Source organism: Paenibacillus sp. NRS-1782 (assembly GCF_050467685.1).
Classification (GTDB): Bacteria; Bacillota; Bacilli; order Paenibacillales; family Paenibacillaceae; genus Paenibacillus; species Paenibacillus terrae_A.
On sequence record NZ_JBITPH010000009.1, the window covers coordinates 115094 to 133341 of the forward strand.

Annotated in this window: 16 protein-coding genes; 11 read left to right on the plus strand and 5 right to left on the minus strand. The window is 46.8% G+C overall.

The window, feature by feature from the left end:
• The first annotated feature begins 141 nt into the window (after nt 1–141).
• The 5 genes from ACIFQM_RS02750 to ACIFQM_RS02770 are packed head-to-tail and all read left to right on the plus strand — an operon-like array spanning nt 142 to nt 4102.
• Nucleotides 142–1212 carry an amino acid adenylation domain-containing protein gene (locus ACIFQM_RS02750; protein ID WP_430041105.1) on the plus strand — a complete coding sequence of 357 codons (1071 nt, stop codon included), beginning with the start codon at nt 142–144 and terminating at the stop codon, nt 1210–1212.
• Entirely contained in the window at nt 1188–1922 is a 735-nt protein-coding gene (locus ACIFQM_RS02755; RefSeq protein WP_430041106.1) for an SDR family oxidoreductase, read from the plus strand. Before ACIFQM_RS02750 ends, ACIFQM_RS02755 begins: the two co-directional genes overlap by 25 nt.
• Before the next feature lie 4 nt (nt 1923–1926).
• A complete protein-coding gene (locus ACIFQM_RS02760) occupies nt 1927–2328 on the plus strand; it encodes an SDR family oxidoreductase (protein WP_430041107.1) in 402 nt (133 codons plus the stop codon).
• Between the two features lie 5 nt (nt 2329–2333).
• Nucleotides 2334–2777 carry a hypothetical protein gene (locus tag ACIFQM_RS02765; protein ID WP_430041108.1) on the plus strand — a complete coding sequence of 148 codons (444 nt, stop codon included), beginning with the start codon at nt 2334–2336 and terminating at the stop codon, nt 2775–2777.
• Nucleotides 2778–2803: 26 nt separating this feature from the next.
• Nucleotides 2804–4102, plus strand: coding sequence for a hypothetical protein (locus tag ACIFQM_RS02770; RefSeq protein WP_430041109.1), 1299 nt, complete (start codon nt 2804–2806; stop codon nt 4100–4102).
• A gap of 98 nt (nt 4103–4200) precedes the next feature.
• Here ACIFQM_RS02770 and ACIFQM_RS02775 read toward each other — a convergent pair whose 3' ends face one another.
• Together ACIFQM_RS02775 and ACIFQM_RS02780 are read right to left on the minus strand one after the other, a co-directional pair.
• On the minus strand, nt 4201–4965 hold the full coding sequence (locus ACIFQM_RS02775) for an HAD family hydrolase (RefSeq protein ID WP_430041110.1): 765 nt from the start codon (nt 4963–4965) through the stop codon (nt 4201–4203).
• A 65-nt stretch (nt 4966–5030) separates the two neighbouring features.
• Nucleotides 5031–5948, minus strand: a complete 918-nt coding sequence (locus tag ACIFQM_RS02780; protein WP_430041111.1) for an ArsR family transcriptional regulator — start codon at nt 5946–5948, stop codon at nt 5031–5033.
• 655 nt (nt 5949–6603) lie between these two features.
• On the opposite strand from ACIFQM_RS02780, the gene ACIFQM_RS02785 reads away from it, so the two are divergent.
• The 4 genes from ACIFQM_RS02785 to ACIFQM_RS02800 are packed head-to-tail and all read left to right on the plus strand — an operon-like array spanning nt 6604 to nt 10781.
• The gene (locus tag ACIFQM_RS02785; protein WP_430041112.1) at nt 6604–7329 is read left to right on the plus strand and encodes a phosphonate ABC transporter ATP-binding protein; all 726 of its coding nucleotides are present in this window, start codon (nt 6604–6606) and stop codon (nt 7327–7329) included.
• On the plus strand, nt 7326–8660 hold the full coding sequence (locus ACIFQM_RS02790; RefSeq protein WP_044648477.1) for a hypothetical protein: 1335 nt from the start codon (nt 7326–7328) through the stop codon (nt 8658–8660). The genes ACIFQM_RS02785 and ACIFQM_RS02790 overlap by 4 nt, the downstream gene beginning before the upstream one ends.
• Before the next feature lies 1 nt (nt 8661).
• On the plus strand, nt 8662–9360 hold the full coding sequence (locus ACIFQM_RS02795) for a response regulator transcription factor (protein WP_014281511.1): 699 nt from the start codon (nt 8662–8664) through the stop codon (nt 9358–9360).
• Nucleotides 9357–10781 carry a HAMP domain-containing sensor histidine kinase gene (locus tag ACIFQM_RS02800; protein WP_430041230.1) on the plus strand — a complete coding sequence of 475 codons (1425 nt, stop codon included), beginning with the start codon at nt 9357–9359 and terminating at the stop codon, nt 10779–10781. Before ACIFQM_RS02795 ends, ACIFQM_RS02800 begins: the two co-directional genes overlap by 4 nt.
• Nucleotides 10782–10878: 97 nt before the next feature.
• Here the strand turns inward: ACIFQM_RS02800 and ACIFQM_RS02805 are convergent, their stop codons facing one another.
• Nucleotides 10879–12105 carry a glucose-1-phosphate adenylyltransferase gene (locus ACIFQM_RS02805; RefSeq protein WP_430041113.1) on the minus strand — a complete coding sequence of 409 codons (1227 nt, stop codon included), beginning with the start codon at nt 12103–12105 and terminating at the stop codon, nt 10879–10881.
• 237 nt (nt 12106–12342) lie between these two features.
• Here ACIFQM_RS02805 and glgB point away from each other — a divergent pair, with 237 nt between their 5' ends.
• Together glgB and glgA are read left to right on the plus strand one after the other, a co-directional pair.
• The gene (gene glgB / locus ACIFQM_RS02810) at nt 12343–14265 is read left to right on the plus strand and encodes a 1,4-alpha-glucan branching protein GlgB (protein WP_430041114.1); all 1923 of its coding nucleotides are present in this window, start codon (nt 12343–12345) and stop codon (nt 14263–14265) included.
• Between the two features lie 53 nt (nt 14266–14318).
• Nucleotides 14319–15761, plus strand: coding sequence for a glycogen synthase GlgA (glgA, locus tag ACIFQM_RS02815; protein WP_430041115.1), 1443 nt, complete (start codon nt 14319–14321; stop codon nt 15759–15761).
• 113 nt (nt 15762–15874) lie between these two features.
• Here the strand turns inward: glgA and ACIFQM_RS02820 are convergent, their stop codons facing one another.
• Both ACIFQM_RS02820 and ACIFQM_RS02825 read right to left on the minus strand, forming a co-directional pair.
• Nucleotides 15875–16951 (minus strand): hypothetical protein, encoded by a 1077-nt coding sequence (locus ACIFQM_RS02820; protein WP_430041117.1) that lies wholly within the window; start codon nt 16949–16951, stop codon nt 15875–15877.
• A 64-nt stretch (nt 16952–17015) separates the two neighbouring features.
• Nucleotides 17016–18194: a M20 family metallopeptidase gene (locus tag ACIFQM_RS02825; protein WP_430041118.1), complete on the minus strand. Its 1179-nt coding sequence runs from the start codon at nt 18192–18194 to the stop codon at nt 17016–17018.
• Nucleotides 18195–18248: the final 54 nt, after the last annotated feature.

The following is an 18248-nucleotide window of genomic DNA, read 5'->3' on the forward strand; positions in this document are numbered from 1 at the left end:
TCATCTTTTTTCTTGTTACGCACCCCAAAATTCCCCATAAGAGATGCTTATATAACATTTTATTAAATATTTGTAAGCTTCCAACCGATAAAATAAATAAGGGTTATGCAAAAGTACAAGCTCACTTATCACGGGGCAATCATGGATTTGGATGATGAAAGCCTAAGGCATATAGAGCTAGACCATGCCAATCTGGAGTCTGTTAACAAGCCGGAGGATTTGGCTTATATCATCTATACCTCGGGTTCCGCGTGGAAACCCAAAGGGGTCATGGTAGAACATCAGGGAATCATCAACCTCCAGCATTTCTTTCAGGAACAATGGGGTGTGGACGGATCGGACCGGATGCTGCAATTTGCCAGCAGTTCGTTTGATGCCTCGGTCTGGGAAATGTTCACGATTTTGTTGGGAGGCGGAACGCTGTATCTGGTTTCGCGGGATATTATTAATAATCTGAACGAATTTGCACGGTTCATGAACGAAAACCAAATTACGATTGCGCTGCTGCTGCCGCCTACCTATCTGGCAGGGATTGAGCCGGACAGGCTGCCGACGCTGAAAAAACTGGTGACAGGTGGATCAGCGATTACCAAAGAGCTGGTTATGCGGTGGAAGGACAGCATGAAGTATATGTACGCCTATGGTCCGAGCGAATCGAGCGTAATTGCAACCGCGTGGACGTACCGGGAAGAGGATATGGGGTATCCATCGGTAACGATTGGAAAACCGATTGCCAATACCCGGATTTACATTTTGGACAGGAACCAAAAGCTGCTGCCGCTCGGAGCAGCCGAGGATATGTGCATTGCAGGAGACGGATTGACCAGGGGATATCTGCACCGGTCGGAGCTAACGGCGGAGAAGTTTGTGGCGAATCCTTACGAAGCTGGAGAGAAGCTGTACCGGACAGGGGATCTGGTGCGTTGGCTGCCGGACGGGAATATCGAATTTTTGGGAAGAATCGACGATCAGGTGAAAATTCGGGGCTTTCGCATTGAGCTGAGGGAAATCGAAGCGCAGCTAATGAAGCAGCCGCTTGTCCGGGAAGTGGCGGTGATCGCGAGGGAAGATAAGCAAGGCGAGAAGTATCTGGCGGCGTATTTTACAGCAGAGGACGAACCGGGAGCGGAAGAGCTACGGGGACAGTTTATGCAGGAGCTGCCTGATTATATGGTGCCGTCCAGCTTATGCAACTGGATGGCATGCCGATGACTCCGAGCGGAAAAATTGACCGGAAGGCACTACCCGAGCCTGAATGGCAGGGAAGCGACCACACAGTCAGCAGCCCAAGAAATGACTTTGATTTGAAAATCCAGAAGGTATGGCAGGAGATTCTCGGCATAGAGTCGATTGGAATTGATGAGCATTTCTTTAGCTGGGTGGTAATTTCGATCAAGGCGATTCAGGTGGTTTCGAGGCTGGCGCTTGATTTTGAAGTGGGCATTAACGACATCTTTCAATATCCGACGATTCGGGCCTTGGCGGATAACATTAAGTATTCCAAAGACAGATTAAAACAATTTGTGTACACCTTACGGGAAGCGGCAGCTTCCGGAGAAAACGGCGTACCTGGTGTTGTCTGGAAAATGCGCGAGAGTCTCAAAGAATACCGGAAGAAAAATCAGGGTTATGAAAACATCGATCTTTCTGAACGGGCTGACTACCGTAATGTTCTGCTGGTAGGAGGAACCGGGTATCTGGGAATCCATATTTTGTTTCAACTGCTGCAAAATACGGAATATAAGGTGTATGTACCTGTTCGGGGAACGAATGACGAAGAGGCGCTCGAAAGACTATGGGCGAAGCTGAAGTTCCATTTTGGCCTTGAGCTTGATGGGCAGAATGTCTGGAAAGACAGAGTATGCGTGTTTTGCGGAGATTTAACCGAGGACCTGCTTTGGACTGAGCCGGGAGCACTATAGGGATTTGGTCGGAAGCATTGATACGATCATTAACTCGGCGGCAAATGTGAAGCATTTTGGGCATTACTCGGAATTTCAAGCGGTCAATGTGGAAGGGAACGCAAGACTGATCAAATTTGCTGGCACAGGGAAGAAAAAGACCTACAATTTCGTTTCCACCACCAGCGTAGGTAGTGGCTGGATAGAAGACCAGAGCAGCATCATGTTCACTGAATATGATTGCAATGTCGAACAAAGCTCTGATAACTATTACGTGATGACGAAGCTCGAAGCCGAGAAAGAGATTGTAAGAGCAAGGGAAGTAGGGCTTGATTCCAATGTGTTCAGGGTCGGAACCTCGTGTTTGATTCTAATTCGGGGATATTCCAGGAAAATATTTCGGATAATGTATTTTATTCGTTGGTAAAGTCGATGATCAAACTTGGCCGATTACCCACAATTCAAGATAAAACCATGGACTTCTTCTTTGTGGATGAGGTGGCCAAGGCAGTTGTACTCCTGTTCGACCGGAAAAATCTAATCAACGAAACCTATCATCTGTTTAACAGCCATCAGGTTAGCATGATAGCTTTTGCCAAGCTTTTGAAGCAGGCGGATATAAATGTAAAGCCGATGTCAGTGGAGGATTTTACCGAATACATGTTTGAAAAGTACGATGAATCAGAGACAGAGCAGAAGGTTGCCCGGATTCTTCATTCCAATGTCTTTTTTGAGGGAGCAAACAAAACATTGTTCATGACGATGAACAAGAAGACTGATGGTATTTTGCAGGAGCTGGGGTTTGAGTGGTCCAGGCTGGACGGTCAAAAAGCGAAGCTAATGATGGATCATGCCAGAAAAGTAGGGTTTATATAAAAGAACGAAGGGAAGGAGGGAGAAAAATGGATGCGATTAAACTGGCGAGCACCTACTTTTTCGGAACTGAAGATTATATATTATCCAACAGCATGATCGCAACGGTTACTTTTAAAAGAAGAATCGACGCTGAAAAATTGTTTTCCAGCTACCGTTCGCTCATCCTGGACAACCCTTTGCTGCAAGCCAAAAGGGTGGAACCATTCGAAAAAGACACGTTTGTATGGGGGCGTTTTTCTCAGGAAGAGCTGGAACAATTTCTGGAGGCTGAAAATCTGAAGCTTTCCCAATATTTTACGGAGAAGGAGGTACTGGCCCAGTACAGACCGACCAATGCCAGACTTCCGTTTCGTATTTACCCTATAAATGAATATACAATGATATTTGCGATGAACCATGCGGTGGCTAATGGGCTGAGCCTGGTTTTCTGGATCAAGAGATGGCTGGAATATTACTCAGGCGAACCAGATCCCGAGTCGGAAAATAAGGCGGCAAAGGGCGACGTCTCCAAAGACAGGCTGTTACGTATGAAAAGAAGATTCTCCGCTTTTATGTGGATGCCGGTTTTTGTTGCCGGTTTTATGTCCAGGGTTAGGGGAAAAGGGACAAGCGCTGGCGAAACCGTTGATTTGAGTTATGGCAGAAGGCCAGAGCAAGGCGGCGGTTATATTAAAAAATCGTATAGATTCAGCAAAGAGGAGACTGGTGAGATTTTACGGCGCTGCCGGAGCCTAAAAATGACATTAACCGAATACATCTGTTATCGAATGACTGATGGACTATTGCAGCATGCTCCCGACAAGCAACGCGTGTTTGTCTCCATGTCTATGGATTTGAAGTTTCTGCATAACTACTCGCCGGAAACTATGCACGGCAATTACGTCGCAAGCCTACCAATGCAATTTTTCCGGGCTGGAAATTTGGAAAAACAGGTGAAATCCGCGTTCAAATGGTTCAAAAGGGGGGTTCCTTATGCGTTGTCGCTCTTTTTTGCTTCGTTTTCCAATTCATATCGGAAATATAAACAAGAGTGTCTTGAATTGGTTATGAAAACAATGCCTGAAAGATCCCACCTGTGGAATTTTACCATCACCTTGTCCAATCTGGGAGTTATATCGTATCCGATTATGGAGGAATGGGTGGATACCATCTATTTTTCCATCAAAAACCAGTCGTTATTGCTCACAACGGCTACGCTTTCGGGACGTTTAATGATGGAGGTCAGCGTATTGGAGAATCTTTACGATTCGGAAGAAGTCTTTAGTCTTTTTGACCGGATTTTATCCGTGGAACATTTATTGAATGGTTATATCACTGACAATTAGATAAGTGAAAAAAATATCCACTCCAAGTTCTCTCTAGCCTCATGATACCATGTGGACTTTTTGGAGTGTCTACTTGAAGGGGATATTAGCGGTGCTCTCTAGCCGAGAGTCCTTTTTTGTTGATGCAATTGAATGCTTTCGTGTATGACTCGGGGTACTTCTGTTAGCTTCTGTATCGTATACATCACGGAGTTAACGCTTTTTTGCAGCTCAATCATATTGTAAACCCATTCTTTGGGCTGCTTGAGATACACGGCATGAATGCCTGCCGCAAGGGCGGGAGATATATCGGTGCGCAGGGAGTTTCCAATCATCCAGGTGATGCTTCGGTCAAAACGGTTCGTCTGAATAATTTCCTCCAGAGCCTCGACATTTTTATGCTGGCGAATGTAGATGCGATCATCAAAATAGTTAGTCAGTTTCATCTGTTCAATCTTCTTTTCCTGAATGACCTGCTCACCGCCAGTGTAGAGATGCAGGGAATGTCCGGCTTTTTGGAGCGAGTTTAACGTTTCGACCATTCCGGGATATGGCTCAATTTCCTGCTCGTACACACTTCGGCCAAGCGAGCGAAGCTCCTGCTCTTCCCGAGGATCTGTACGGCGTCCGAATTGCTCCGAGAAAAAGTGGTACGTATCAATCAAGGACTGAGGAAAATGCTCACTGGCAAATCCCACCTGATGGACACCAGCCACATCAATTTCGATTTGTTTTTCACGAATTGTATCTTTTATCAGGTTATGGGCTGCAAACCATTCCTGAAGCAAATCGAAAAAGTGGTTGAGAATAAGATCAAAATACTTGTTGCAGTGGACCAAAGTGTCATCAAGATCGAATAATATGTGCTGTTTCGGATACGACATGTTGCATACTCCTTCCAAGCCAATGCTTTAACGAAGTTCGGTTATAACGTAGGGCACAGCTCCATTTACAGTCCGATATAGGATTCCAAAAATACCTGTATATCAGCCGCTCCGTCGGGGCGAATACTGAATTTTTCCTTGTGATAACGTCCAATGTGGATACGGAGCAGGCCAGCTACTCGCAAAATCATCATATCAGACATGAGCGTGTCTTCCAATCGGCTCAAATCATGACGCATATCTTCGAGAGATTTAGGGCCTTGAGCCACGTAACGCAGAATCCGCAGACGTTGCGGGTCATTTACCGCCCGAGTCAGCCGAAGCAGGAGTGTAGGCGGTTCTTCCTCGCTTTCTTCGGGAACGTCTACCGGATACTGGATTAGCAGCATGCGGGTATAAAAACAGTACGAATTGATCGGACGGTTATGGACGACTGGAAACAGAACAACTGTATCCAAATCTTCCATATGAGGCACGATCAGTCCGGCTGTGGCGTATTCAACCAATGCTTCCGGTTCCATTTTGTTCAGAAGCATACGTTTTTCTGCAGCGTCTTCCTCTGCCAGCACACGCAGTTCGCTTTCCATTGCCCGGAAGTAGTCCCGGTCCCATAATTTGAGGAGAGGGGCGTACACCTTGCGAATGCGCAAAGATTCTTCAAAGGTTAAAAAAGGAACATGAGGAACAATCAGCTCGAACATATCTTCATCTGGGCCGTGGTCCAAATAAGCGATATAATCAGATATTTCATCCGATTCCGGTCGAAGCAAAGCCCAAACATAAAGCGCGTCATAATCGCTAAAAGGGCAATTCTGCGTTGTAGCCAGCTCGGTGCGAACTTCGTTTTGTAGCCGTGCATCCACTTTGTCGATCCACTCATGGCCCAGGTCCATATCGTGTACCCATTTTTTGGTTACATAGGCCATAAAGCTGCCTAGTAATTCGTAAATTGGAGAAGTGTCTATTTTAATTTGATAACTCATGGAATCAAATGCCTCCTATTCTGTCTTCGAGCCCAGAGCGGTGAACGTAATTAAGCCCGTCCATAAGCAAAACATGAGCAATTTCAAAATGCTCACTTATTTATTATGGCTTGTTCTGCTGGGCATTGTCCACTATAATATAAAATAGTGCGCTGTGACGTGATTGGGTTCGGATTGAACATACAAGACTCTCTAACGATGCGGAGTCGATTACATATCAGACAGAATTTCCGTAAAATCGTCATCTCAGATGGCGATTTTTTTCATCTTTTCTTTTATGCACTAAAAATACCGAAATTCGCATGTATTCTGCTGTATTTGCATGACCGCTATACATGGTAGTAAGAATATCTATTGATTATGGAATCAAATGCAAATCATTCCTTAACATTCATTTTAAGATATTGAGCTGGGGTTTGCATTGGGTCTGCTTGGATTGTGGTTGGACCTAACATTAGCGGAGCGCTACTGGACTATGAAACCCAAGGCAGCATGTTTCTGGTTCTCGGGGGCAGATAAATCGTTTTCGGGTTGTTGGGATTGTTATTTCGAAAAATAATATCGACGGCATAAAACTGCGGTTTGCATGGTATTTGTTTCACATTTACTATAAACTATAGATAGTATTGATGGCGGACAAAGGGGAATCACAAAGATGATTAGAATACAGAAGCTGACCAAGCAAGTGGGGCCTGAACGGACCCCATTACTTCGCGGGATTAATGCTGAAATTCACCCGGGCGAACTGATAGCCGTAGTGGGACCGAGCGGAAGTGGAAAAACCACACTGCTGCGCTGTCTTGCTTTGCAGGAGCCATGGGAGGAAGGCAGCCTGATGGTAGATGGCCAGGATGTGCTGAAATCCGGATGGACGGGCAAAATGAAAATAAAGCGGGAATGGGCATATCTGGAGCAAAATCCGCATTTAAATATGAATCGGACCGCTCTCAAAAATGTGCTGATCGGCAGATCGGGTCAGACTCCATTATGGAGAATGGTGACCGGGATGGTGCGTTCTGACGATTATATGGGAGCAATGGATGTATTGGAGGATTTGGGCTTGCTGGATAAGGCGCATGACAAATGCGACAAGCTTAGCGGCGGTGAGCGGCAACGGGTAGCGACTGCGCGTGCGCTCGTTCACGGGGCTAAGGTCATTTTGGCTGATGAGCCTGTAAATGGACTTGATCCGACTTCAGCAGCTCATGTGATGGATACCTTCCGCAAGCTTTGCTCTGACGAACGGGTGACGGTAATCACCGTACTGCCGCTGGAGATGGCTGAACGCTTTGCTTCCCGTATATGGGGATTGAACGGCGGCGAACTCGTATTTGATATTCAGGGCAGACGACTGACACAGGCGGAAAAGAACAAATTGTGAAGGGGACGGCAAGAGAAGTGAAAATGATGTTGTTGAGAATGTTAACCGGTTGCTGCACATCACTGCTTCTTGTTGGATTTTTAAGCGGCTGTAATGTCATTAGCGATCCAATTTCGCTGATGCAGGCACCGATGATGTCTGACGAGAAACAGCAGCTGAATGGTGCTGTGATTACTCAGCTTGGAATGGTACAGCCTCTGCGACCCAATGACCCCGATGACCCCACGCCCATTCGGACGGGGGATCTGAACAATGATGGTACGGACGAAGCAGTGCTTTTTTACGAAACGCCAGATGAAAGTGTAAAAATACACGGGGCCTTGTTCGAGGATCAGAACGGAACGTGGGTAAAGAAGCTGACGTTTGACGGGGAAGGTACGGTGCTGGAATCGTTCAAGCTGGTCGACGTAACGAATGATGGCACGCTCGATATTGTAGCAGGCTTTTCCAGCGGGGATAGCAGTGAGGGTGGCGATCAGAAGGGACTTATCGTGTATTCCTATACCGGAGGAACTTTGGAGAAAATATATGCTACAGGTTATACGGACTTCGTCGTAGACGACTTTAATCATAACAAGATGGACCTGAACGGGGACAATTTGAATGACTTGACGATTATCCTGCTGCGTCGCAATGAATTTTTCACGGTCAAAACATTCCAATTCAGCGGGGGAACCTTTAAGGAAATCGGATCGCTGGATTTGGACAGTCAGGCTCTTAGTATCTACAATGTGGTCGCTGGTAAGGTAGCCGAGGGTAGGCAGGGGATCATTATAGATACCAAGATTGCTCAGACGACTACGGTGTCCAATGTCATTGTGATGGACCACGGCAAGCTCAAAAAGCTTGATCTCATGGATGTGACCTTTAAGGATGCTACCATTACTAGCGGTGATGTAGATGGTGATGGCATTCTGGAATTTGGCAATTTGGAGAAGCCGAAAGGCTGGTCCAACAGGCCACTGGATGAGGTTCCGTATTTTGTTTCGTTCTATCAGTGGGATGGGGCCAAGGGAACGATTTTCAAGCAGCAGCAGTATCGAGATTCCAATGATCAGGTCTATTTCAGGCTGCCAAAGGAACTGCATGGCAAAGTGACTATTGATCCGAAAGCATCAAAGAAGGACAGCTATTTGCGGTTCATTTTGGATAATACAGACAAAACGATTGCAGAAATTAAATATTTCTCATTGTCGCAATGGGAGCGAAACAATGAAGGCTATAGCCAGCTATGGCGAACCAATGCACAGGTGATTGGTATCAAGCGATCCAGCGAGCTGGAACCACGTAAAACCATTAAAAACAAGTTGGGGGAAAGGCAGGTAGAATAGAGTGAGTAAAGTTTTGATCATGGAAGACGAGGAATCCATTCGCAGCTTTATCGTCATAAACTTGAAACGAAACGGTTTCGAGGTGCTGGAGGCAGCAGATGGGCATGAGGCTCTTAATATTTTGAACACGGTGCGGGATATTGATATCGCGTTGCTCGACGTAATGGTGCCCGGTATGGACGGTTTCGAGGTCTGTCGAAGAATTCGGGAAACGAATGAGCGCATTGGTATTATCTTTCTCACGGCGAAGGTACAGGAGCAGGATAAGGTGTATGCCTTGTCTGTAGGGGCTGATGATCATGTGAGCAAGCCTTTCAGCCCGACGGAACTCATTGCCCGTATTCAGTCGCTGCTGCGTAGGGTGAATGTACACCGCGAGACGGCGGCTAAAGTATCCTTCCAGTCTGGTCCGTTCACGCTGGATCTGATTGCCAAGCAATTTAAGAAAAACGGGCAGTTGATTGAGCTGACGCCAACAGAGTTTTCCCTGATTCAATTTTTTCTGGAAAAAGAAAATACACCGCTCAGCCGGGATGTTTTGCTTGACCATGTGTGGGGCAAGGAATATATGGGCGATCCAAAAATCGTGGATGTGAACATCCGGCGGTTGCGGCAAAAAATTGAAAACAATCCTTCCGAACCCGCCTTTTTGCAAACGGTATGGGGGCATGGGTATAAATGGAAAGGTCAGGCTCAATGATCAAAAAAGGGATTGGCAGACAGATTGTGCTTCACTATTTTTTTGTGGTGTTCTTGGCGCTTCTGTTGGTAGAAGTCATTTTCATGATTGTAATCCGTGCATACTATTACGACACGATTTATAAGCACGTGGAAAGTCGCATCCAATCGGTAAGTGAGTTTGCACCCAAATTCAAGGAGCCGGGACAGTCTTTGCAGTCGTATCTGCTTAATACGTTTTCATTAGGGGATACGGAACTGCAATTGCTCGATGAGAAGGGGAATGTAATAGATAATTCCACGAACTTTGCGGCAGAAACAAGTGTACAAACCAGTGATGTGACGCAAGCATTAGCGGGGGATACGGGGAGCTGGATTGGGAAGCAACCTGGTACGGGTCAGCAAGTTATGGCGGTATCCAAAAAACTGGATAATATCGTCGGAGATCAGGTGTATATTGTTCGGTATACGACCTCGCTGGAAAAGGTCAACGATAAGCTATTTACCATTACGCTCTTCTCCGTGGGCATCATGGTAGCTGTACTGGTTATCGTATTCGTAGTCAGTACAGGACTAGCTAATTCCATCGTTAGGCCGATTAATAATATCCGTGATGTATCAGCTCAGATGGCGCAAGGGCGATTTGATGCACGAATTAAAGGAGATTATCGCTTTGAGTTGGGTGAGCTGGCTTCGACACTAAACTACATGGCCCAGGAAATTGCTAGAACGAATCAAATCAAGGATGATTTTATCTCGTCCATTTCCCATGAGCTGCGTACGCCGCTGACTTCTATTAAGGGATGGAGTGAAACGCTAAATTCCGGCGGCTATGATCCAGAGGAGACGAAGATCGGGATGCAGATTATTTCCAAGGAGACGGATCGGTTGATTGGTTTGGTCGAGGAGATTCTTGATTTTTCCAAGCTGGAACAAGACGCAATGAAGCTTGTCATGGGAACGGTTGATCTGCGCGAGCTTTTGCAGGAGATTATGCTGAACGTATGGGCCAAAGCGGAAATGAAGCAAATTAAACTCCAACTGGACTCGGAGGAAACAGTATACCTGGTTCATGGAGACGGCAACCGTTTGAAACAGGTGTTTTTAAACATTGCGGATAATGCCATCAAGTTCTCGCATGAAAGCTCTATTATTTTTCTGTCACTGCAAAAGATCGGAGACAACATCGAGGTGTCTATGCAAGACACAGGAATCGGGATTAGCGCGGAGAATCTTGCCAGAGTAAGAGAACGATTCTTCCAAGTAGACCATCAGAATGGTGGTACGGGCTTGGGATTGGCAATCTCGCAGCAATTTGTGGAGCGCCATCAAGGGCAAATGCTCATCAAGAGTGAATTGGGAGCAGGTACCACGATTACAGTTTCATTGCCTGCTTTGCAAGCCGAGGAACCCGTAGAGCCACCGCAACTCACGGAAGTCTAGATATGTAACCGAAAGTTAGTTTTAAATAGATGTAAATTATAAAAACAGCCAGTCCCCATTATAGTGAAGGGCTGGCTGTTTGACATATTTCGTTCCATTAAGAAGTAAAGCCTTCAGCACGCAGGCGTGTGTTGCGCTCATAAGCTTCTTTCAATATGCGGGCTGTTTGTGGGCGTACCGCCATTTTACCGAATACCGTTTCATTCGGCCCGATAACCATAATTTCACCCGGATTACCCTTGATGACTGCACCGTCACGAATCACAGCACCTTCACCAATAATCGCGTGCTCAATATACACATTACGACCAATACGGGTGTCAGGCATAACGATACTTTCCTTAATAGCCGAGCCTTTACCTATTTCGACACCGCTAAATACGACGGAACGTTCAATTTGACCTTCTACTTGGCAAGAATCATGCAGGAGGCTGTCCAATGGCTCCGTTTTGCGGTTAGATAGCTTATGTGCGCTCAACCTTGTGCGGCGTTCACGCGTATACATAGGCCAGTCTGTCCGTTGCAGATCAATCGCGCAATCCTCTTGCAGCAGATCCATATGTGAATCCCACAGGCTTTTAACGGTACCTACGTCCTTCCAGTAGCCTTGAAATTCGTAAACATATAAGGATTCTTGATCCGCCAGCATTTTAGGAATGATGTCTTTACCGAAATCATGGCTGGATTGCTCATCCTCGGCGTCCTCCACCAAATACTTTCTTAAATAATCCCACTTAAACAGGTAAATCCCCATAGAGGCCAGATTACTTTCAGGTTTCTCCGGCTTTTCAGCGAATTCGGTTACACGCAGCTCCTCATCGGCACTCATGACGCCAAAGCGGTGCGCTTCATCCCAAGGTACTTCCATAACGGAAATCGTAGCCGCAGCAACTTTTTCCTTATGATAGTTCAGCATTTCACGATAATTCATATAGTAAATATGATCACCAGATAAAATAAGCACGTGTTCCGGGTTTTGACTGTCTATATATTCGATATTTTTATGAATGGCGTCTGCCGTTCCCAAATATTCAGCGTTGTCTGTATTATAAGATGGAAGTAAGGTAACTCCCTTGTCGTTCGTTTGAGTAAGACCCCAGGGAGTTCCATCCCCAATATGCTCGTGCAAGGATTCCGCCTCATATTGCGTGAGCACACCTACAGTATCGATGTCTGAATTAACACAGTTGCTGAGAGGAAAATCGATAATTCGGTAATGACCGCCAAAGGGTACGGCGGGTTTTGCAATCGTTGAAGTAAGGGGAGCAAGACGGCGTCCCTCTCCGCCTGCCAGCAGCATGGCAATGCATTCTTTATTAAACATTTCGTTTCCCTCCCGGTTTAGTTGTCTGTTGTAGTACATACATAAACGGTATGGGGTGCTCTTGAAACCATCAGGTGTGTAAGATCCCCCAAAATTTAAGGTTTATTTTTTTCATAGTCATTTTTCTGTTCATTGTGGCTAGAATGGGGTAATAACCCAAGTCAGCTTTGACTGGAAAGCAAATGTATTTCCGAATCATACATTTTGTTCTAACAAACATATAAGGGTGGTGACGTGATGACAGACCAAACTCTCCCGCAACAGGCTGTATCGCCGGAAGATATTTATTTGTTTCACGAAGGAACACTTTATCACAGCTACCGATCTTTGGGTTCCCGCCTTACTGTGGAGAACGGAGAACAGGGCGTCCGTTTTACGGTCTGGGCTCCTCATGCTCTCCATGTCGGGCTTGCTACAGATCGTAACAACTGGAATGGGGAACAGGATTCCTTATATAGAGTTCCCGAATCTGGCTTTTGGAGTCGTTTTTTTTCAGGTATATCCCAAGGAACTTTTTACAAATATGATATTACGGGTGCAAATGGTGAACGTTTTCTAAAAGCAGACCCTTATGCGGTACGCGCAGAATTAAGACCGGCAACGGCTTCCGTGGTCGCTTCACTGGAGGGCTACGTTTGGAACGACGCGGCTTGGCGGCGTAAACGAAGAGAGCCTTATGGAAAGCCCCTTCATATATATGAGCTGCATTTGGGCACCTGGAAACAAAAAGAAGACGGTACATTTTATACATACAGGGAAATGGCTGAGCTTCTTGTACCCTATGTAACGGAAATGGGTTACACGCATATTGAGCTTATGCCACTCAGTGAGCATCCGTATGATCTTTCCTGGGGATACCAGCTCACCGGATATTTTGCACTGACAAGCCGTTATGGGGAACCGCATGATTTTATGTATTTGGTGGATCGTTGTCATCAGGCAGGCATCGGGGTGCTTATGGATTGGGTTCCGGCTCATTTTGCCAAGGATGCTCATGGTTTGAGACTGTTTGATGGATCGCCGCTGTTCGAATACGCGGACCCGCTGATTGCAGAAAAGCCTGGTTGGGGGACACTGACGTTCGATTACAGCAAGCCGGAGGTGCGTTCTTTCCTGATATCCAATGCACTGTTCTGGATGGATGTGTACCACATTGACGGTCTGCGCGTAGATGCTGTGACGAGTATGTTGCGGCTGGATTTTGAAAAGCAGGACGGTCAATATTGTTTTAATTCCAAGGGAGGCATTGAAAATGAGGAGGCTATTGCCTTCCTTCAACAATTGAATGAAACAGTCTTCCGCTATTATCCGTATGCGCTGATGATGGCAGAGGAGTCCAGTGCCTGGCCGATGGTTACCTCCCTGGTAAGCGATGGAGGACTCGGCTTTAATTACAAATGGAATATGGGCTGGATGAACGATACGCTTGATTATATTGAAACGGTTTTCGATCAGAGGCCTGAGCGCCATAATTTGCTGACGTTCCCCATAGCCTATGCATACAGCGAGAATTTTACACTGCCGTTGTCACATGATGAGGTCGTTCATGGTAAAAAGTCGCTGCTTGATAAAATGCCGGGTAGCTATGAGCAAAAATTTGCCGGGCTTCGAGCGCTTCTCGGTTACCAAATCACCTCACCGGGCAAAAAGCTGTTATTTATGGGTGGGGAATTCGGCCAATTCATTGAATGGAAGGATGAGGAGCAGCTTGACTGGTTTCTGCTGGATTATGACAGTCACCGTTCGCTGCACGCTTTTACGAAAGCGCTGAATCATTTGTATATACAGGAAAAAGCATTATGGGAGCTGGATCATTCGTGGGATGGCTATCAGTGGATTGAGGCGGAGGACCGTGGGCAGAGCGTAATTACGTATTTGCGTAAAGGGAAAAAGCCGGGAGATACACTGGTCGTGCTTATTAACTTTCAGCCCGTGTCAAGAGATAACTACCGAATTGGTCTGGAAAAGGCGGGGAGCTATATTGAACTGCTGAACAGCGATCATTCGGACTTTAGCGGTAGTGGCCAGTTGAACACCGAAGTGTTGAGCACAGCCAAGATCCCTTGCCACGGACAACTCCACAGCTTGGAGCTGACCATTCCGCCGCTGAGTGTCGTTATACTGAAGAAAGCGCCCCGAAGGGCTAAAAAAGCAGATTAATCCATGTTACAACTGGTTTAAAATAGGGTTGAGGTCATTAGGAGGAAGCACATATGAACATTTTATTTGCGGCAGCAGAAGCACATCCATTTATTAAAACAGGCGGGCTGGCTGATGTCATTGGTGCACTGCCAAAGGCACTTCGTCAGGCGGGGTGCGATGTCCGGATCATCTTGCCTAAATATGCGGGGATCCCCGATCCTTATAAGGAGTCTCTGCGTCCGGTAACAGTCAAGCATGTCGCCGTAGGCTGGCGTGATCAGTATTGTGGAGTAGAGGAACTGATGTTGGACGGGATCAAGGTTTATTTTATAGATAATGAATATTACTTTGGTCGTGACGGAATTTACGGCTATATGGATGATGGCGAGCGTTTTTCCTTTTTCAACCGGGCGATCTTGGAAGTACTGCCTGATTTGAATTTTCAGCCTGATATTTTGCATTGTCATGACTGGCATACCGCGATGGCGCCGTTGCTATTGAATGCCAATTACCGTCATTTGCCCTTTTACAGTGATATTCGCACCGTGTTTACGATACATAACCTGTTGTATCAGGGGGATTTTCCATATGAGGTCTTAACGGAACTATTGAATCTGGACGGGAGCTATTTTACCCCTGAGGGTGTGGAATATCATGGCAGACTGAATTTTATGAAGGGTGGGCTGACCTACTCGGATCATGTCACCACTGTAAGTCCTACCTATGCAGAGGAGATACAGACGGAATTTTACGGATATGGGCTGGAAGGGCTGCTGCGTAAGCTGGGAGAGCAGGGGCGTTTGTCGGGTATTGTGAACGGAATTGATACCAAAAGCTACAATCCTGCTACGGACAACCGTATTTATACGAAGTACCGCACCAGTCTGGTCAAGAAAAAGAAAAACAAGATCGGTCTGCAAAAGGAACTGGGTCTGCCGGTACGACCGGATGTGCCTTTAATTGCGATGGTAACCCGACTTGTGGATATGAAGGGACTGAACCTGGTAACCAGGGTGCTTGATGAAATCATGTATGATGATGATATTCAGTTTGTTGTGCTGGGTACGGGAGATCCAGCCTTTGAGCATTGGTTCCGGGAAGCGGCTGGACGTTATCCCTTGAAAATGTCGGTGCAGCTCGCTTTTAGTGAGCCTTTGTCCCGTAAAATTTATGCTGCAAGCGATATGTACCTTATGCCGTCGAGGTTTGAGCCTTGCGGGATTAGCCAGCTGCTGGCGCTTCGTTATGGAAGCATCCCGATTGTGCGAGAAACGGGTGGTCTGAATGATACCGTACATGCTTACAATGAGTCCACAGGCGAAGGGAACGGCTTTAGCTTCAAAAATTACAATGCTCATGATATGCTGCATACGATTCGTCGTACGGCTGATTTTTATCGCCAGCCTGAGCATTGGTCCAAGCTTACACACACTGCTTTTGCAGGAGAGTACAGCTGGGATGTGTCGGCTGGAGCGTATCTGGATATTTACCGTTCACTGACAGGGAACGAATGAACTAAGTCGACCGGGCAGGAGTGTCTGAACAAGGCAGAATTGGCATAGTACAATGGAAAAAGGGCATCCCACAGAAGCCAATAGTGGCTGAGGAATGCCCTTTTTTGCTGCGATCAGTCGCCTCCGCCTCCACCACAGCTGCTTCCGCATGAGGAGCTACTGCTGCACGAGGAATGGCTACCGCCGGAATCACCCGAATCGTGGTGAGATGAGCCTCCATCATGGGAGCTTCCGTGGCAAGAGTGATGGTTCGAGTGGTGCGTATCCCAATTCGAGCAGCCACTTGCTGAACTACAGCCTGACGAGCTTGCTAATGCGGCACTTCCTGTAGCATCAGGATGCATCTGCAAGGCAAACTGATGGGGTTGATACCAGGAATACCATACGACGGCCAGCAGCAGATCATCTATTTGTAAATAGTTGACCTTCAGCAGCCGCTTGCCATCTGGATCATCCACTGCTTCATTCACCCGATTACGCAGATGGTTCATGATCCTCTGAACCGCTTGCTGTGCCTGCTGAGAGATGCCTATGCTCTCCTGCATATTCCAACGATCGCCTGCTGGCTGCCCGGAAGCTGTCAGCTTGTAATAGTGTGCAAGCTCGTTATTCGGTAATGGATGATTGAAAAAAGTCCCCCATAAGCTTGCACTATAGTGGTTCCAGCCAAAGCATTCCGCATACAGCCAGTCAAACCATGCCCGTTCATCTGGCATCGGCTGTGAGCCAGCGTGAGGGGCGTGGTGCAGCATACGACCAAAGAAGGCTTCCGAGAAATGCTGGTATTCCCGCGTAAACATCAGCATTTCGTGCCACAGTTCATCCACATCTGGACTGAACATGGGCACTCGATTCATAATCGCACATAGCATAAAATAGCGTTTGAGCTCATTCCAGCGCCAATCGTATTCCTGTTCCGTCAGGTGAGGATGGGTATCCATTACACGCCGCCTTACACTATGAGCGTAGGAGGCTGGAATAGATTGTTCCAGAAGCTGCACGAGCTCTATAATTTCCTTATACCGCCCCTGTTCAAGGGAAGAAGGGGACGGGGAGCGGAGAAAAAAAGCATTACGGCGGCGTGTCTTTCGATTTTCCCTGTTCCTTCGGTATAATGCTCGAAAAAAGAACCACAAAATAATGATGTCGACCACAATAAACAACGCCCAAAAGCTGCTCATATGATTCATAATGACTGCTCCTTTCTGGAGAGAAGACGGAAGACGAAATTAAAAATTTGGCGAAATTAAAATTTTAAATTTTTCTTTTCAGCAGAGAGAATTCTTCCTTAATCTGTGTCAGTAACTCAGGATTCGTGATTACATCACATGCGGTCCAGGCCAAGGTTCTGGCGGCTAGCAACATTCCTTCCAGCGCCCGGTCCTGCATCGCCAAATCGCGGAATTCAGGTGTATGCAAGGCGTGCTTCTCGTCAATAACTTGAATGTACGGATGAATGGCGGGACAGTGCAGCGACACATTTCCAATATCCATGGAGCCGTGATCTTCGCCCTCTGTGATGTCCTCCTGCGGAATGCCTGTCAGCACCAAATTTGCGGTAAAGGCATCGGAGAGCGCACGGTTGGTCACCATTTCATCATAAGATGTCTCATAATTCGAGGTTTTCAGACGACACCCGGCTTGTAGGGCCGCTCCTTCGGCAATTTGAATGACGCGGCGAGTCAATGAATTCAGTTCATGCCGTGTAGCAGCCCGTACATAAAATTGGGCAGAGGCATAATCAGGAATGATGTTTGCTGCCTGGCCTCCTTGATTAATGATGCCGTGAATACGTACCGTACTCTTCACCTGCTGGCGGAACGCATTAATGCCGTTGAACGTTTGAATCACCGCGTCCAACGCGTTAATACCTTCGTGGGGACTGGCCGCCGCGTGAGCGGATTGCCCAAAGAATTCGAATTGTACGGCATCAATCGCCAGCGATTTACCCGATTTTTCATAACCGTCGTAAGGATGCGTCATGAGTGCTATATCACAATCATCAAACAACCCGGCAGCCGCCATGGGGACCTTGGCACCGCGTGTTTCCTCGGCAGGTGTGCCGTATACTCGTACTTCTCCACCGATCTCGTCAATGACCGATTTGAGGCCAACAGCCGCTCCTGTACTCATCATACAGATCAGATGGTGTCCGCATGCGTGTCCCAGACCTTTCAGGGCGTCATATTCTGCTAGAAAAGCGATGACCGGACCGGGTTTTGCGGCTTTATAAGTCGCAATAAAAGCCGTTTCGATACCTAGAACAAGAGCCTGCACTTCAAATCCGTGAAAAGCCAATTCCTCTTTTAGACGAGCAGCCGCCAAAAACTCCTCATTCCCCAGCTCTGGGTTTGCGCCAATATATATAGAAATATCCTTAAAACTTTGGGCATGCTGCTCAATGGTACGTTGGATCGTCTGTTTAAAATCCATGCTAAAAACTCCTTTATATATGCTGTAATGTAGGTACTAAGCTAGAGTGCTGAA

Excerpts from the sequence above, each read along its gene's own strand:
- ACIFQM_RS02750 (WP_430041105.1), top strand. The coding sequence starts at position 142 with ATGGATTTGGATGATGAAAGCCTAAGGCATATAGAGCTAGACCATGCC.
- ACIFQM_RS02755 (WP_430041106.1), top strand. The coding sequence starts at position 1,188 with ATGCAACTGGATGGCATGCCGATGACTCCGAGCGGAAAAATTGACCGG.
- ACIFQM_RS02765 (WP_430041108.1), top strand. The coding sequence starts at position 2,334 with ATGATCAAACTTGGCCGATTACCCACAATTCAAGATAAAACCATGGAC.
- ACIFQM_RS02770 (WP_430041109.1), top strand. The coding sequence starts at position 2,804 with ATGGATGCGATTAAACTGGCGAGCACCTACTTTTTCGGAACTGAAGAT.
- ACIFQM_RS02775 (WP_430041110.1), bottom strand. The coding sequence starts at position 4,965 with ATGTCGTATCCGAAACAGCACATATTATTCGATCTTGATGACACTTTG.
- ACIFQM_RS02780 (WP_430041111.1), bottom strand. The coding sequence starts at position 5,948 with ATGAGTTATCAAATTAAAATAGACACTTCTCCAATTTACGAATTACTA.
- ACIFQM_RS02785 (WP_430041112.1), top strand. The coding sequence starts at position 6,604 with ATGATTAGAATACAGAAGCTGACCAAGCAAGTGGGGCCTGAACGGACC.
- ACIFQM_RS02800 (WP_430041230.1), top strand. The coding sequence starts at position 9,357 with ATGATCAAAAAAGGGATTGGCAGACAGATTGTGCTTCACTATTTTTTT.
- ACIFQM_RS02805 (WP_430041113.1), bottom strand. The coding sequence starts at position 12,105 with ATGTTTAATAAAGAATGCATTGCCATGCTGCTGGCAGGCGGAGAGGGA.
- glgB (WP_430041114.1), top strand. The coding sequence starts at position 12,343 with ATGACAGACCAAACTCTCCCGCAACAGGCTGTATCGCCGGAAGATATT.
- glgA (WP_430041115.1), top strand. The coding sequence starts at position 14,319 with ATGAACATTTTATTTGCGGCAGCAGAAGCACATCCATTTATTAAAACA.
- ACIFQM_RS02820 (WP_430041117.1), bottom strand. The coding sequence starts at position 16,951 with ATGAATCATATGAGCAGCTTTTGGGCGTTGTTTATTGTGGTCGACATC.
- ACIFQM_RS02825 (WP_430041118.1), bottom strand. The coding sequence starts at position 18,194 with ATGGATTTTAAACAGACGATCCAACGTACCATTGAGCAGCATGCCCAA.